Annotated in this window: 10 protein-coding genes; 5 read left to right on the forward strand and 5 right to left on the reverse strand. The window is 67.6% G+C overall.

The features are described from left to right. Positions 1-276: 276 nt before the first annotated feature. The 4 genes from QME24_RS15915 to QME24_RS15930 all read right to left on the reverse strand — a co-directional run bounded on the left by QME24_RS15915 (position 277) and on the right by QME24_RS15930 (position 5,135). Positions 277-1,047 carry a helix-turn-helix domain-containing protein gene (locus QME24_RS15915; protein WP_054905693.1) on the reverse strand — a complete coding sequence of 257 codons (771 nt, stop codon included), beginning with the start codon at positions 1,045-1,047 and terminating at the stop codon, positions 277-279. Between the two features lie 64 nt (positions 1,048-1,111). Further along, positions 1,112-2,569, reverse strand: a complete 1,458-nt coding sequence (locus tag QME24_RS15920; RefSeq protein WP_280091125.1) for an amidase — start codon at positions 2,567-2,569, stop codon at positions 1,112-1,114. Then, positions 2,566-3,876: a citrate-proton symporter gene (locus QME24_RS15925; RefSeq protein WP_280091124.1), complete on the reverse strand. Its 1,311-nt coding sequence runs from the start codon at positions 3,874-3,876 to the stop codon at positions 2,566-2,568. The genes QME24_RS15920 and QME24_RS15925 overlap by 4 nt, the downstream gene beginning before the upstream one ends. Positions 3,877-3,959: 83 nt before the next feature. After that, the gene (locus QME24_RS15930) at positions 3,960-5,135 is read right to left on the reverse strand and encodes a M20 aminoacylase family protein (RefSeq protein ID WP_280091123.1); all 1,176 of its coding nucleotides are present in this window, start codon (positions 5,133-5,135) and stop codon (positions 3,960-3,962) included. A gap of 295 nt (positions 5,136-5,430) precedes the next feature. Between QME24_RS15930 and QME24_RS15935 the strand changes: the two genes are divergently transcribed. After that, a complete protein-coding gene (locus QME24_RS15935; protein ID WP_280091122.1) occupies positions 5,431-7,419 on the forward strand; it encodes a TonB-dependent receptor in 1,989 nt (662 codons plus the stop codon). A 55-nt stretch (positions 7,420-7,474) separates the two neighbouring features. Here the strand turns inward: QME24_RS15935 and QME24_RS15940 are convergent, their stop codons facing one another. Then, on the reverse strand, positions 7,475-8,437 hold the full coding sequence (locus tag QME24_RS15940; protein WP_009681743.1) for an AraC family transcriptional regulator: 963 nt from the start codon (positions 8,435-8,437) through the stop codon (positions 7,475-7,477). Positions 8,438-8,619: 182 nt separating this feature from the next. Between QME24_RS15940 and QME24_RS15945 the strand changes: the two genes are divergently transcribed. From QME24_RS15945 to QME24_RS15960, 4 genes are read left to right on the forward strand one after another with little or no spacing between them, the layout of a single operon-like run. Further along, positions 8,620-9,678, forward strand: a complete 1,059-nt coding sequence (locus QME24_RS15945; protein ID WP_280091121.1) for a class I SAM-dependent methyltransferase — start codon at positions 8,620-8,622, stop codon at positions 9,676-9,678. 4 nt (positions 9,679-9,682) lie between these two features. After that, positions 9,683-10,963 carry an MFS transporter gene (locus QME24_RS15950; protein WP_280091120.1) on the forward strand — a complete coding sequence of 427 codons (1,281 nt, stop codon included), beginning with the start codon at positions 9,683-9,685 and terminating at the stop codon, positions 10,961-10,963. Continuing rightward, a complete protein-coding gene (locus QME24_RS15955; protein WP_280091119.1) occupies positions 10,960-13,329 on the forward strand; it encodes a thiamine pyrophosphate-binding protein in 2,370 nt (789 codons plus the stop codon). The genes QME24_RS15950 and QME24_RS15955 overlap by 4 nt, the downstream gene beginning before the upstream one ends. Beyond that, positions 13,329-15,848, forward strand: coding sequence for an aminotransferase class III-fold pyridoxal phosphate-dependent enzyme (locus QME24_RS15960; RefSeq protein ID WP_280091118.1), 2,520 nt, complete (start codon positions 13,329-13,331; stop codon positions 15,846-15,848). The genes QME24_RS15955 and QME24_RS15960 overlap by 1 nt, the downstream gene beginning before the upstream one ends. The last annotated feature ends 44 nt before the right edge of the window (positions 15,849-15,892 follow it).

Consider the following 15,892-nt stretch of genomic DNA (forward strand, 5'->3'; position numbering starts at 1 on the left):
TGCTTCTTCAGCCTGACGAGAATAACTTCTCCCGCCAGGCCAGTCACAACATACAAGGAGCGAGCGCAGCTCGCGATGCGCCGCGCGGGCGGCGCTCGCTCTAACAGGCGCTGCATACCTTGTGGCAAACACCTGTCAGCCCTGATGCAATCCCTGTGGGAGCTGGCTTGCCTGCGATGGGCTGCGCAGCAGCCCCGATCAGTGTGGCATCACCCTCAAGTAAGCAGCATCAGGCACCAAGAGCGGCCATAGGGTGCGAAAGCATGACCGCCAGCCTCAGGCCAACGCCCGCTGCACCTCGCCAACCGTGCTCGCCAGGCTGCTCAGGTGCAGGCTCAGTACCCGCTCGACCGGCGCCTGGTCCAACGGCCAGTGCAAGGCGATGCTCCCGGCCAGGCGGCCTTCGGCATGCACTGGCAAGGCAATGGCGCGAATCAGGTGCGGCAGGCGTACCGGGTACTCCCAGTGGCCCTCGGTGCGCTGGCCGAAACCTTTGTGTGCCTCTTTCTCGATATCGCGCAGCAACGCATCGTCCCGCAGCCGCGCATCGGCCGCCAGGCGTTGCACCTCCTCCAGCCCCAGCTCACCCAGGCAGGCACGGCCCATCGCCGAATGGAACAGGCTGGCATGATGGCCGACAATCTGGCAGGTATGCGGGTAACGCTTGCGCAAGATCTGCGGAATGGCGCTTTCCATGACCTCCAGCCGCTGACCATCGAAACACGACAGGTCCACCACCAACCCGGTACGTTCGCTCAACTCCAGCAGCATCGGCGCGGCGCGTTCCACCAGGCGCCGCTTGAAGCGCAACTGGCGGTCACCGTACAAGCGCCGCGAGCACAGCCGATAGCGCCGGTCGCTGAGGCCGCGATAAACCCAGCCCTGCACCTGCAAGGTAGCAAGCATGCGCGACACCGTGGCCTTGGGCAGTGTGGTCAGGTAATGCAGTTCTTCAAGGCCCAGTGCCTGGTGCTCGCCCAGCAGGTCGACGATGGCCAGTGCCCGCTCCACCGAACGCACGCCGCCACCTTCTGCCGTGATGCCCATGGGGATGACCTCCTGGTTGCCAGAGGGTCAGCATAGCCAGCAAAAAGCGCGCCTGGCCAGCACCTCATGGCGCCTGCAGGCTGGGCGGCGGGCAACGCTGCACCCAGCCGGTGAGTTGTTCATGGGCATAGGCCAACTGCAACACGGCATGGTCTGCCTGGGCCGGGCCAATGATCTGCAAGCCCATGGGCAAGCCGCCAGGGTTGAAACCGATCGGCACGCTCATGCTCGGCAAGCCGGCCAGGGTCGGCCCGATCACCACTTCCATCCAGCGGTGGTAGGTGTCCATGGGCCGCCCGCCTACCCGCTGCGGCCATGGCAGGCCCGCATCGAAAGGGAACACCTGGGCCGATGGCAGCAGCAGGAAATCGTAATGCTCGAACAGCTCAGCCATGGCGCGGTACCAGTCACTGCGGTCCAGCGAAGCCTGGTACAGCGCTGCAGCACTCAACTGCAAGCCGCCTTCCACCTCCCACTGTGCTTCGGGCTTGAGCAGTGTGCGCCGGGCCGGGTCGGCATAGGCTGCGCTGAGGTTGCCATGCACCAGGAAGTGGCGGTGCGTGAGCCAGCACTGCCACAAGCGAGCCAGGTCGAATGCCGGTTGGCAGGCCTCGACCCGGCAGCCCAGCTCGGCAAAGTCGGCCAACGCCGATTCGCACAGGCTCATCACCCCGTCATCCATCGGCAGGTAGCCGTTGTAGTCCCCCAGCCAGCCCACCCGTACGCCGCGCAGATCGCGCTGCAAGCCGGCAGCGAAATCGCGCCGGCCTTCGCTCAGCGCCAGCGGTGCCCGTGCATCTGCCCCGGCCTGAACCGATAACAGCCGGGCCACATCGGTCACGCTGCGGCCCATCGGCCCCTCGGTGGCCAACTGCTGCACGAACAATTCCGGCGCAGGGCCGTGGGGCACCCGCCCCTGCGATGGGCGCAGGCCGAACACGTTGTTGAACGCCGCCGGGTTGCGCAACGAGCCCATCATGTCGCTGCCGTCGGCCACCGGCAGCAGGCGCATGGCCAGTGCCGCCGCCGCGCCACCGCTGCTGCCCCCTGCCACCCGTGTCGGGTCGTAGGCATTGGTGGTGGTGCCGAACAAGGTGTTGTAGCTCTGCGACCCCAGGCCGAACTCGGGCACGTTGCTTTTGCCCACGATCACGGCGCCACTGGCCCGCACCCGCGCCACACTGATCGCGTCGTGCTGGGGAACCTGGTCGGCGAACAGCGGCGAACCCAGTGTGGTCCGCAGCCCGGCCGTGGCCGCCAGGTCCTTGATGGCCTGGGGCATGCCATGCATCCAGCCGCGTGAATGGCCGCTGGCAAGTTCGCGGTCCCGTTGGTCGGCCTCGGCCAGCAGTGCCGCGGCCGGGCGCAACGAGACCAGCGCATTGACCCGTGGGTTGCAGCGCTCGATGTGCACGAGGTAGGCCTGCATCACCTCGCGACACGACAGCTGGCGGGCGTGTATGGCCTGGGACAAGGCTTCGGCGCCGAGGGCGACAATGGGGTCGATGACAAGCGGCTTCACGGTTTCACTCCAAGGTTGAAGGCAGCCCGGTTGCCCGCCCGGGGTGCGTCTTTCAGGCAGTAGGTAGCCAACAAGGTCAGCAGGTAGGCAAAAAGTACATAGAACGATGGCGCCACCGGGGTTCCCAGCGCCTGGGTCAGCCAGGTCACGATCAATGGGGCAAAGCCACCGAATACCATGACGGCCACGTTATAGGCCACCGACACGCCGGTGGAGCGCACCTCGACCGGGAACTGCTCGGCCAGGGCAGTCGGCGCCGGGCCGAAGAAGCCGCCGATGGCCGTGCACAGCAGCAATTGCATGACCAGCAGGCGCTCCAGGGATGGCGCAGCGGCGACCCAGACATACAGCGGGTAGACCATCACGAAGAATGCCAGGGTGAAGGCCATCAGCACCGGCCGCCGCCCAAAACGGTCCGACAGTGCCCCGGCCAGTGGAATGACCACCGTCATCAGGCCCACCGCGAGCATCTGCACCAGCAGCACCTCGTCCAACGGCAGGCCCAGGCTTTTGTGGGCAAACGTCGGCATGTTCACCAGCACCACATAGAACGACACTGTGGCGCCAGAAGCCAGGCCCATGGCCACCAGCAGGCTGCGCCGGTGTTCACGCAGCACCTGCAGCAGGCTGGGCGAACGGCCCTTGGCCTGGCGGCGGGCCTCGATGAACGCCTCGGGCTCTTCCATGTGCTTGCGAATCCACAGCCCTACCGGGCCGATCAGCAGGCCCAGCACGAACGGGATACGCCAGCCCCAGCTGTCCAGCGCCGCAGGCGAGCACAGGTGGGTAACCAGTGCCACCATTGCCGCACCGCCGAACACCGCCAGGCATTGCCCCACCAGTTGCCAGGAGCCGTACAGGCCCTTGTGGTGGGCAGGGGCACTCTCCACCAGGAATGCCGTGGCGCTGGCGTACTCACCGCCCGTGGCAAAGCCCTGTAGCATGCGCGCCACCACGATCAACAGCGGCGCGGCCATGCCAATGGCCAAGTAGTCGGGGGCAAAGGCGATCATGGCGATCGACACGGTCATCAGGCGAATGATCAGTTGCATCGCCGCCTTGCGACCCTTGCGGTCGGCGTACATGCCCAGCAGCACACCGCCCACCGGGCGCATGAAAAAGCCGACACCGAAGGTGGCCAGGGCCATCAGCAGCGAGGCGTATTCATCGTCGGAGGGGAAGAACTGCCGGGCAATGATGCTGGCCAGAAAGCCGTACACGATAAAGTCATACCACTCCAGGGCGTTGCCGATGACGGCAGCCACCACTTGGCGGGTGCGTGACACGCCATTACTCGAAGTCTGCATAGGGAGCACTCCACACGGTGTTTGGGTGATCGCCCGGGCACGGTCGCACCCGGGTTCCAGCGGCAGTCGGTAAAACGGCAGGATCAGGCCGGTGCTAGCCAGCGCTCTGCCAGCGCGCCCCAGTAGGCAGCGCCGGTCAGCAGGATGTCGTCGTTGAAGTCGTAGCCGGGGTTGTGCACCATGGGCCCCGCGACGCCGTTGCCGATGAACAGGTAGGCACCCGGGCAGCGTTGCAGCATCCAGGCAAAATCCTCGCTGCCCATCAGCTTGCGGGTGTTGGCATCCACCGCGTCGGCGCCCAGCAACTCCACGGCTACCTGGGTGGCGAAGGCGTTTTCTGCCGGGTGGTTGACCAGCACGGGGTACGCCGGGCGGTGCTCGATGCTGGCGCGGCAGCCGAAGCTTTCAGCCTGGTGGGTGATGATCGCCCGCACCCGCTGCAGGGTCTGCGCCCGTACTTCAGCATCCAGCGCCCGCAGGCTCAGGCGCAGCAGTGCCTGTTGCGGGATCACGTTGGCCGCTTCGCCGGCCTGCAGGGCCCCCACCGTCACCACCGCTGCCTCCTGGGCATCGATATTGCGCGCCACCACGGTTTGCAATGCCAGCACCACACTGGCGGCGGCAACCAGCGGGTCGACCGTCAGGTGCGGCATGGAGCCGTGGCCCCCCACGCCGTCCAGGGTCACGGTGAGCAGATCTTGCGAAGCCATCATCGGCCCTTCCCGCAAGCCCAGCTGCCCCGCGGGCAACCCTGGCATGTTGTGCATGCCGAACAATGCATCGCAGGGAAAACGCGTCAGCAAGCCATCGGCCAGCATCGCCTCGGCACCACCCTGCCCCTCTTCCGCCGGCTGGAATATCAGCGTCAGTGTGCCGTCGAACTGCCGGGTGGCGGCCAGGTAACGGGCGGCACCGAGCAGCATGGTGGTATGCCCATCGTGGCCGCAGGCGTGCATGCAGCCCTGGTGCTGGCTGCTGTAGGCGGCACCGGTGGTCTCATGAATGGGCAACGCGTCCATGTCGGCACGCAAGCCCAGGCGGCGCTGGCTGCTGCCATTGCGCAGCACGCCCACCACGCCGGTCTTGCCGATGCCGGTGTGCACCTCGTAGCCCCATTGTTCCAGGTGGCGGGCGACCAGCGCTGAGGTGCGGTTTTCTTCGAAGCCCAGTTCCGGGTGGGCGTGAATATCATGGCGGATCGCGTGCAAGTCGCTGGCCACATCGTTCAGCCAGGCCAGGATGTGCTGATGTCGGGACATGTGCAGTCTCCTTGTGCGGGTGGTTTCCCGTTCTTGTTGTTCGCCTTGAGGTCACGACGGGTGAGGCAGGTCGTGCTGGCTGCCAGCTAAACCTGGCCTGCCGTGGCACACAACCGAAACTGGTTTCATGCTGCGGAACAAAAGCCTGGTGCTGGTGGTGCTCCATCCGCGGCCACGCATAGGAAACCGTCGCTGGCGCATAGGTTACAGACGCGAATGATTCTCGGTCAGGCGCTACAATGCCGGCCGTTGCGTGCCCGTGCGGGGTGCGCGTTGCCAACATCGAGGAACGGGCATGGCCAGAACAACGCTGGTGGGGGTTTTCACAGGGCTGGTGGTCGCAGGCGGTATGACGCCGACGAGCGCGAGCGAACGGCTGGTGCTGGAAGACACGGTGGTGGCCAGCGACAAGCTTGAACAAGCCCGCGACCAGTTGCCTGCCAGCCTCTCGGTGATCGACGCCCGGACCCTGCAGAGCACACCGGTGGACTCGCTGGAACAACTGGTGCGGCGCACCCCGGGGTTCACCTTCCAGCCCTTTGGCCAGTCGGGTACGCAACTGCCGGTGGTGCGCGGCCTGACCTCCAATGCCACGGCCTTCTCCAACTCGCTGCTGATGCTGGTCGACGGCGTGCCGGTGTTGCGCGGCCAAGGCTTCGACAATGACCTGGTGGGCGTCGAGCGCGTGGAGATCCTGCGCGGTCCGCAATCGGCACTGTACGGTCGCAACGCCGAGGCCGGCGTGCTCAGCGTGTTCACGCGCCAGCCGGGCGACGCCGACTACGCCCGGGTGGAAACCGGGCTGGGCAGCCGTGACAAGCGCCTGGTCAGCGCCGACCTGAGCACCGCGCTGATAGAAGGCACCCTGTATGCAGGTGCCGCTGGCCAATGGACAAGCCAGGACGGCTACCTGGACGACGACTTCGCCGGTGGCAAAACCGACGACCGCGAGCGCCAGAGCGGCCGCCTGACCCTGCGCTGGACGCCGGATGCGCTCACCGACGCGACCCTGCGCTACAGCACCCTGAAATACCGCGACCAGGCCGCCCAATGGGGCAGCCGCACGGGCCCCGACCGGGCAGTGAATTCCGGGCTGGCCGGGCGTAACCATTCCAGCGGCGACACCTGGTCGCTGGACCTGCGCCGGCAACTGGGCGGCGACCTGGAACTGCGCTCGATCACCGCACGCAGCGTGTTCGACGACCGTCTACGCCAGGACACCGACTTCCAGCCAAGCGACCTCATGCACCTGGCCCGCGACTACCACCTCGAAACCCTGAGCCAGGAACTGCGCCTAAGTGGCAGCCACGGGCAAGGCCGCTGGCTGCTGGGCGCGTACGCCGACCGTGAAGACCACGACCTGGATTACCAGCAGAAACTGCCGATGGGGCTCAGCCGTACCCAGGCCGGCCTGGGTGGCAATACCGCCGCGCTTTTCGGCCAATGGCTGCAGCCGCTGGCCGGGGCCTGGTCGTTGACCTTGGGTGGCCGCTATGAGTACGCACGTGCCTGGATCGACCCGGCAGGCAACCGCAACCAGTCCGACAGCTGGCAGCACTTCACCCCCAAGGTGGCATTGCAGTATGCGCTGAGCGACGATGCCCAGGCCTACGTCAGCTACAGCCAGGGCATGCGTGCGGGCGGCTTCAATGCCTTCGCCAGCAGCGCCGGCAACCCGGCGTACGACCCGGAGCAGGTGCGCAGCCTTGAGGTGGGCCTGAAGGGCCTGACCGCGGACCAGCGCCTGCGCTACTCGGCGGCGCTGTACCGCATGCAGGTGCGTGACATGCAGGTGCAGCAACTGGTGCAGCAGGGGCTGGTGTACATCACCAATGCGGCGGCGGCGACCTCCACCGGCCTGGACCTGGACCTGGAATACCTGCTGGGCGAACGCTGGACCCTCACTGCGGCGCTGGGGCTGAACCGCACACGCTTCGAGCGGTTCCGCGAGGGGAGCAACGACTACGAGGATAACCGCAACCCGTTCGCCCCGGACTTCACCGGCCACCTGGGCCTGCGTTACGACGCCGATGCCGGCTGGTACGTACAGGGCGCGCTGAGTGCGGTGGGCAAGGTGTATCTGGACGCTGCCAATACCTATCGGCGCCCCGGCTACGGCCTGGTGGACCTGAGCGCTGGCTACCGCTTCGGGCAGTACACCGTCAGCACCTACGTCGACAACCTGCTGGACAAGCGCTACGACGCCCAGGGATTGCTCAATGGCGCTGTGACCGTGTACAGCCCGCCACGCGAGGTGGGGATGAGGGTCAGCTTCGAGCTGTAGCGGTGGCGCGCCGCTGCGACCCTCGCCATGGCCTGCAGCGGCGCCCTGACCGGGCTCAGCGCTTGCGCCCGAAGATCGACTTCGGTGACCGGCCAAAATAGCGGGTGAACGCCACGGTGAAGTTGTTCGGGTATTTGTACCCCACCTGCCACGCCGCCTGCGCCACCTGTTGCCCGGCCTCCAGCAAGGTCATGGCCTTGCGCATGCGCAACTCCAGCAGCATGCGTGCCGGTGTGGTGTCGAACAGGTAACGGAACCCCTCCTTGAGCTTGTGTTCGTTCATGCCCACCGCCGTGGCCAGGTAATCCACGGTCAACGGCTTGTCCAGTTGCTCGCACAACAGGTTGCGCGCCCGCTCGATACGCTGCACGTCGCTGGTACTCAAGGCCGCAGCGGTGCTGGGCGGCGGCGCCAGCAGGTTGAACTGCTCGGCCAGCAGGCTGAGGGTATGGATATGCAGGTCCAGCCGGTGGGCCGGGTCCAGACCGCCCGGTTGCAGGTAGCGCACCAGCGCGGCGGCATGGGCTTGGGCGGCCTGGGAGCTGGGCCGGAAATCCAGGCGGTGCAACCGGCCGCTGCCCAGCACTTCAGTGGCGCGTGCCTCGCCCACGTACTTGCACAGCGTCGCGTGGTCGATCACCACGCGCAGTTGCGAAGCGGTTTCATTGGCCTGGTAACGGCGCTCGCCAGGCGTGGCACGGAAGGCGGTGATGGTGGTGTGCCCCGCCTCGAACGCCAGGCTGCTGCCGTCCTGGCCGATGAAGCCGGATTTTCCCTGCAGCCCCACCGTCACCACCATCACGTGGCCGTCATGCGGCCCGCAGGTCTCCTCCACCAGCGGGCGTGTGGGGTGGTAATGCAGGCGCCCCAGCGACAGGCCTTGCTCCAGTTGCAGCAGGTCGGTGTGGCACTGCCCGTAGGCTTCGTCCAGTTGCAGGCGCAGGCGCCCGTCGGCGCTCAGCGAACGGTGCCGGGGCTGGTCCAGGCCCAGGCGGCAGGTGGCGTTGCTCGTGTTCATGAAGACATCCCTGAGGATCTGCGGCCGTCGCACCGCATAGAAACGGCTCCGGCTCGCATATTTTATGTGAATGATTCTTATTTAATATATACCACCCTTTGAGCTGATTCGGCCATGCCCCGTTTCGTTCCTTATCCGTGGGCCCGCAACGGCCACACACGCGACAACTACAGGAAGTTACCGTGACCCGACTTGCACCCCGCCCCCGCGACCCGCACCCCACCGCCACCCACCCCTTGCAAGCCTGTTGGGACCTGCAACTGGGAGGGCTGGCGGCCGACGCCTTGCAACTGGCGCTGGCACACGGCCTGTTCGATCACCTGCAGCAATACATCGCCCCCGCCCAGGTGGCGCAGGCCCTGGACTGGCATGCAGAGAGCACCGACTACTTCCTCGAACTGCTGTGGAGCCTGGACCTGCTCGAACGCCATGCTCAGCGCCCGGCGCGCTACCGCAATCGCCCGCTGGCCGACCGCCACCTGCGCAGCGACGCGGTCCAGTACTGCGGCGATGCCTTGATGTTCCGCCACCGCGTGCTGCGGGAAACCGGCGCACAACTGGACGGCTACCTGCGCACGGGCGTGCCGCGCCAGGCGCCGAGTACCGCCCAGCTCGACCAGGGGTGGGCCAATGCCGCGCGCTTGCAGATCGCCCAGGAACAACGAGCGGTCACCTGCGACAGCGCCTGTGCCTTGCTGGCCAGCCTGCCGGAGTACCCACGCCTGCAACGCCTGCTCGACCTCGGTGGCGGGCCGGGCCTGGTGGCCATCGCCCTGGCCCGGCAACTGCCGGCGCTCAGCGGCGTGGTCCTCGAATACCCCGAGACGGCACAGGTGGCCGCCGACAATATCGCCGCCGCCGGCCTGGGCGCCCGGCTGAGCGCGCGCGGCGCAGACCTGAACAGCGACGACATCGGCAGCGGCTACGACCTGATCTGGTGCTCGTCGGTGCTGCACTTCGTCGACGACCTGCCGGCCACCTTGCAGCGCCTGCACGCGGCGCTCGCGCCCGGTGGCCTGCTGGTGTGCTGCCAGGCTGAAGTGCCCCAGGCTCGTCAGGTCGCGGCCCAGGTGCTGCCCTACTACCTGCACATGCGCCTGCAAGGCCGCCACGTACTGGCCGAGGGCGAGCTGGCGCAGCTGCTGCGCGACAGCGGCTGGCGTGGTGTAGAGCAGGTCGATGGCGTGCGCTACCCACTAACGCCGGTAACGGCAGTCATCGCCCGCAAGGCCAAGGAGTGACACCATGACCCGCCCCCCTGTCATCGCCCTGCAACTGCTGTTCGGCTGGCTCAACCTGGCCTTGGCTGTGCCGAGCATCTACCTGATGTTCGGCCTGCCGCTGGTCATGCGCCAATACGGCTGGAGCGGGACCGAGATCGGTCTGTTCCAGCTGGCCGGGCTGCCGGCGGTATTCAAGTTCCTCATGGCCGTGCCGGTGCAGCGGGTGCGCCTGGGGCGCTCGCCGTTGCCGCGCTGGCTGGCGTTGCTCAGTGGCGTGCTGATCGTGCTGTACGCGCTGATCGCCCGCGACAACCTCATCGAACAGCGCCTGGCGCTGTTCGCCATGACCTTCGCCATCAGCATCGTCGCCACCTGGATGGACATCCCACTCAATGCCCTGGCGGTGCAATGGCTGCCGCGCCACGAACAGGTGCGTGCCGGCAGCATCCGCGCCGCGGCCTTGTTCGTGGGTGCGATCGTGGGCGGCGGCGCGATGTTGCTGGTGCAGTCGCGCCTGGGCTGGCAGGCGCCGTTCGTGATCATGGGCGCGGCATTGGCACTGGGGGTGCTGGCGCTGCTGCTCGTCGCCAGGCGCCTGCCGAGCGTGCCCACACCGGCAGCCATGGCACCGGGCCTGGTGGCCGATTGGGCCGGCTTTTTCGGCCAGCCGGCGGCACGCCAGTGGACCTGGTTGCTGCTCAGCGCCTTCCCGTTCATCGGGGCGGCCTGGCTGTACCTTAAACCCCTGCTGCTCGACCAGGGCATGGCCTTGGAGCAGGTGGCCTGGCTGGTGGGCATTGCCGGGGGCACGCTGGGCGCATTTGCCAGCCTGGTGGGCGGGCGCCTGATTCCGCTGCTGGGCACGGCACGGGCGATTGTCCTGTACTTGCTGGCGGCGCTGCTGGCCTTGGGGGTGCTGGGCCTGGCGGTGTGGCTGCGGCTGGGCCAGCCCTGGCTGATCGCCGGTGCATTACTGCTGGCCTTGGCCATGGGGGCGGTGTCGGCGCTGATGTTCGGCCTGACCCTGTTCTTCAGCCGCCAGCAACGCAGCGCCAGCGACTATGGCCTGCAGTCGAGCCTGTTCGTGGTCACCCGTCTGGCTGCACCGGTGCTCGCCGGCCTGCTGCTCGACCGCCTGGGCTATGGCGGCCTGTTGGCCAGCCTGGGCGCTGGCCTGGCGCTGGCGCTGGTACTGGCGTGGCGGGTGCGCCACAGCATCGCGCGCAGCACCGACGCCCTGTTGCGCACCCCCGGCGACGCCGCCCCAGGCACCGCTTCCATCACCCTTGAGGGCAAACCATGAAGCCACACCGCTACGGCATCTGCCTGATCAGCCGCGATCCGGCGCTACGGGCCGACGTCAGCGCCGTGCTCGACCGGCTCAACCACTGGCTGGGGCATGAGACCCCGCACGCCAGCCAGCACTGGCCCGACGCCCAGTTGCAGAGCCTGTACCGCCAGGTCGCCGGCCAGGCCGAAGCCTACCTGCGCCAACAGGCCAAGCCAGGTGCGCTGGCCCTGCAACTGCTGGCCTTCGACGACCTTGCCCAGGCCCAGGCGGCGCTGGCTACCGCCTGCCCCTGCGACCACGTGCTGCTGGACACCCGTGACCTGCAAGCGCAACCCGAGCACGACCCCTTGGGCGCCCTGCTCGACACCCAGCCCGAAGCCCGCCGCTCGCCCAGCAGCGCCGTGCTGCTGTGCCATGCGCAGCACCTGCAGCACTGGCTGACCCGCCTGGGCGGCAACCGCCTGCTGCGCGTGCCCCACGAAGACCGGGCGCTGCGCCGCGCCGACCTGCTGCGCCTGTTCGTCGACCACCTCGAGCACGCCTACTGCAACCGCTTGCTGGCACGCACCACCCTGCAATCGGCTGAGCCGGTGAGCCTGGCCCGCGACATCCAGCAGCGCATGACCCAACGCTGGGGCCAGGCCTGGGATTGCCATTTCTTCACCGGCTCCATGGTCGCCGGCCTGCTCGACTCGCTGGGCGAGCTGCTGCGGCCAACCGCCTGCGGTTTCCACAGCGCCTGCAACGAGCACGCCCTGGCCGTCAGCGCCCTGGCCGGCTGGCAGCTGTACCAACGGGCCTACGTGATCGTGATGACCTCGGGCATGCTTGACGAGATGCGCGGCACCCTGGCCAACCTCAAGCGCGCCGGTGCGCCGGGCCTGGTGGTGTGCGCCGACTCGCCGGAATCGGTCTGGTTCGCCTTCCAGGGCACCCTGGACGCCGACAACGATGGCCATCAGGTCATCGCCGCCCGCGGCCTGTGGCAGCGCTTCGTGCGCCGCCCGGATGAAGCCGCGGCCTGTGTCGAACAGGCCTTCGCTGCCCTTGACCAACGCCCGGCGCCGACCTTCCTGTTTGCCACCCAGGCGGTGCTCGAATCCCGCGCGCAGCTGGAAGGCCCGCCCCCGCCCATGCCCGCCGCCGCCACGCAGCAGGCGCTTACGGCACCGGAGTTGGCGGCGCTGGAGCAGTTGCTGGAGGTGATCAACCACACGCCTTCGCGCCTGCTCTGGCAATGCGGGCGGCTGGCTGCCGACGAGCGCCAGCGGGTGGTCGAACTGGCGCGCCGCGCTGGCATCGCGCTGGCCGACAGCATTGTCGCACCCGGTAGCGTATGCGCCTATCAGGACCAGGAGCCGGTGCCCAATTACCTCGGGCCGCTGTCGATGTACGGATTCAGCCGCCGCGTGCACGCGTTTCTCGAAGGCACCGACAACGAGCCGGGCAAACCCTGGCTGATGTTCGTCAAAAGCAAGATCGACCAGTCCGCGACGCCCTACTCGGAAGGTCGCCTGCCCAGGCTGTTCCACATTGCCCAGGTCAACCACCAGCCCGGCCATATCGCGCCGTTTTGCGAGCTGCCAGTGCCGCTGGCCCTGAACAGGGTGCTCGACTACCTGGAGCCGCGCCTGGCCGTACCGGCCGCGCTGCTGCGCACCCGCCGCGAGCGGCTGCAAAGGCTGCAGCGTACCCGCGAGGTGCTGCCCAGCGACCAGATCGAAACCCTGCCGATGACGCCGAACTACTTCTTTCATCGCTTCGGCCAGTTGCTTGGCGAGCTGATCGAGCGCGATGGCTACCGCTACACCGGTGTCTACGACGTGGGCCGTTGCAGCCTGTCGGCCCTGCGTAACCTGCCCCGTACCGACGCCGGCTTCTCCGGTTGGTACGGCCGGGCGCTGATGGGCGATGCACTGATGTCGCTGCCCTACATAGCCCTGAACGACGAGCGCCATGTGCTGGCGTTCATCGGCGACGGTGCCCGCGCCCTGGTGCCGGACATCGAGCAGCGCCTGGCGATGAGCCTGGCCAGCAGCGCCGATGCCGGCCAGCGCAACGTCACGGTGATGTACCTGGCCAACGGCGTGCTGTCGATGATCCAGACCTACCTGGACAAACGCTATGCCTGCCACGGCGCCAGCCAGGTCAACGTGCCGCTGGCCGAGGGGCCGCTGTGGGAAGAGCGCGCGTTCGGCCCGCTGCGTGTCTGCCGCGCCCGCCTGCTGCAGTTCTGCCCCGACACCCTGCGCCAGGCGCTGACTGCGCCGGGGCGCCTGAACTTCTTCGACGTATGGCTGGGCCACAACTCCGAGGGCGATGGCTTGAGCCTGGTCTCGGAAACCGCCTGGAGCCGCCTGAACATGGAAAACTGCTGATGAAATTCGGATTCATTGCCCACCCCACCTCCACTGGCCTGCTGCATCAGGTCAAGCTGGTGGACATGCTCGACCGCACCCTGGAAGAACAGGCCTGGGGTTACCAGGCCGAGCGCTGGCAGCAGCGCAACCTGGTGCCGTTCATCGATTTCGGGCGCATCGTCAGCGCCTGTGGCGCCGAGTGCTCGGGAATGCTGCAGTTCATGCCGCTGACCGCCGAGCAGATGCTGCGCCAGCCGCGCGCGATTGCCGAACGGGTGCTGCAGGGCGTGGCCGCGCTCAAGGCCGAAGGCGCCGAACTGGTGGGCCTGGGCGGCTTTACCGCGATCGTCGGCAACCGCGGCGTGGCGACCATGCAGCAGGCCGAGGTGGCGGTTACCACCGGCAACTCGCTGACCGCCTTCGCCGCCTACGCCAACCTGATGGACAGCCTGCGCCTGCTGGGCATCGCCGCAGCGGACGCCGAAGTGGCGGTACTCGGCTACCCCGGGTCGATCGCCCTGGCCGTGGCGCGGTTGCTGGCCGAACAGGGCTGCCGGCTGCGCCTGGTGCACCGGGGCAACGCCCAGCAGGCCCAGGCGCACCTGGAATACCTGCCCAGCCAGTACCACGCCCAGGTCACCCTGCACGACAACCTTGAAGACTGTTACGCCCAGGTGCGCTTCTATGTAGCCGCCACCTCCAGCGGCGGCCTGATCGACCCACGCCGGCTGCTGCCAGGCTCGGTGGTGCTGGATGCCGCCTTGCCCAAGGACGTGATGGACGTGCCCCACCAGCGCCGCGACATCCTGCTGGTGGACGCCGGCCTGGTCTCCGCCAGCCCCGCCGTGCACCTGGGGCTGCGCAGCCTGGGCCTGGAGCCCAAGCGCAGCCTCAATGGCTGCCTGGCCGAAACCATGATCCTGGCGCTGGAGGGCCGCGCCGAGCCATTCTCCCTGGGCCGTGAGTTGCCGGTGCACAAGGTGCTGGAGATCGGCCGCATCGCCGAGCGTCACGGCTTCAGCCCTTCGCCCATGAGCCATGACGGCGAAGTGCTCGCCAGCGAGGCCTTCGACCGCCTGCACCGCCACCACCACCCGCGCCGTGCGCTACGCGCCAGCGACGCGACCGACGAGCCCCTGGCCTTGCGCCGCGAAGTGCTCAACAGCTTCGCCGAGCACATCAACCCGGTGCTGCGGGAGTTCTACCGGTTCAACCACATCGAGCGGGTGTTCAGCCAGGGCCAGGGCTGCTGGCTCACCGACCTGGACGGCCGGCGCTTTCTCGACTTCGTCGCCGGCTACGGCTGCCTCAACACCGGCCACAATCACCCGGCCATCAGCCAGGCCTTGCAAGGCTACCTGCAAGCGCAATTTCCCACCTTCATCCAGTACCTCTCGGCGCCATTGCACGCCAGCCTGCTGGCCCAGCGCCTGGCGGCACTGGCACCCGGTGGGCTGAACCGGGTGTTCTTCAGCAACTCCGGAACCGAGGCGGTAGAGGCGGCACTGAAACTGGCCCTGGCCGCCAGCGACAAGCGCAGCGTGGTCTACTGCGACAACGGCTACCACGGCAAGACCCTGGGCGCACTGTCGGTGACCGGCCGGGCCAAGCACCGCACCCCCTTCGAGCCCCTGCTGCCGCGCTGCGACAGCCTGCCCTTCGGCGACCTGCACGCGTTGCGCAGGCGCCTGGAGCACGGCGACGTGGCTGCCTTCATCGTCGAGCCGATCCAGGGCGAAGGCGGCGTGATCCTGCCACCGCCTGGCTACCTGGCTGGGGTTCGTGCGCTGTGCGATGAGTTCGACTGCCTGTGGATACTGGACGAGATCCAGACCGGCCTGGGCCGCACGGGCAAGCTGTTCGCCTGTGAGTGGGACAATACCGCGCCAGACATCATGGTGCTTTCCAAGTCGCTGTCCGGCGGCCTGGTGCCAATCGGTGCCACGTTGTCCCGCGACGCCGTGTGGGAACGTGCCTATGGCGATATCGACAGCTTCGCCCTGCACACCTCGACCTTCGGTGGCGGTAACTTCGCTGCCGCCGCGGCCCTGGCGGCGCTGGATGTGCTGGAGCAGGACGGCCTGTGTGCCAATGCCGCCGAAGTGGGGGCGTTTCTGCAGGCCGGCTTGCAGCGCCTGGTGGACCGCTACTCATTCCTGGTGGCGGTGCGCGGCCGCGGGCTGATGCTGGCGATCGAGTTTCACCAGGACATGCGCGGCGGCGTGCAGGCGTTGGTCAAGGAACTGGCAGGGCGCATACCGGGCCAGGCCATGGCCACCTACCGCATGCTGTCGGGCGCTGCCCGCGCGCACCTGGAGGCCGCCGCCCAGGCATTGGAGCAGAACCTGGAAGACATGTTCGTGCTGCGCTTCATGACCAAGCTGTCCGAGGAACATGGCGTGCTCACCTTCGTTACCGCCAACAACAACCGGGTGATGCGTATCCAGCCGCCGCTGGTGCTCACGCGCGACGAAGCCGAACGCTTTCTGAGCGCCTTCGCCAGCGTCTGCGAGGACTTGGCCACGTTCCAGTCCTGAGCCACGGGGGCTGCCACGCAGCCCCTTTGCGCCCTGCCACCGCC

This window comes from Pseudomonas sp. PARCl1 (assembly GCF_947311875.1).
Lineage (GTDB): Bacteria > Pseudomonadota > Gammaproteobacteria > Pseudomonadales > Pseudomonadaceae > Aquipseudomonas > Aquipseudomonas juntendi.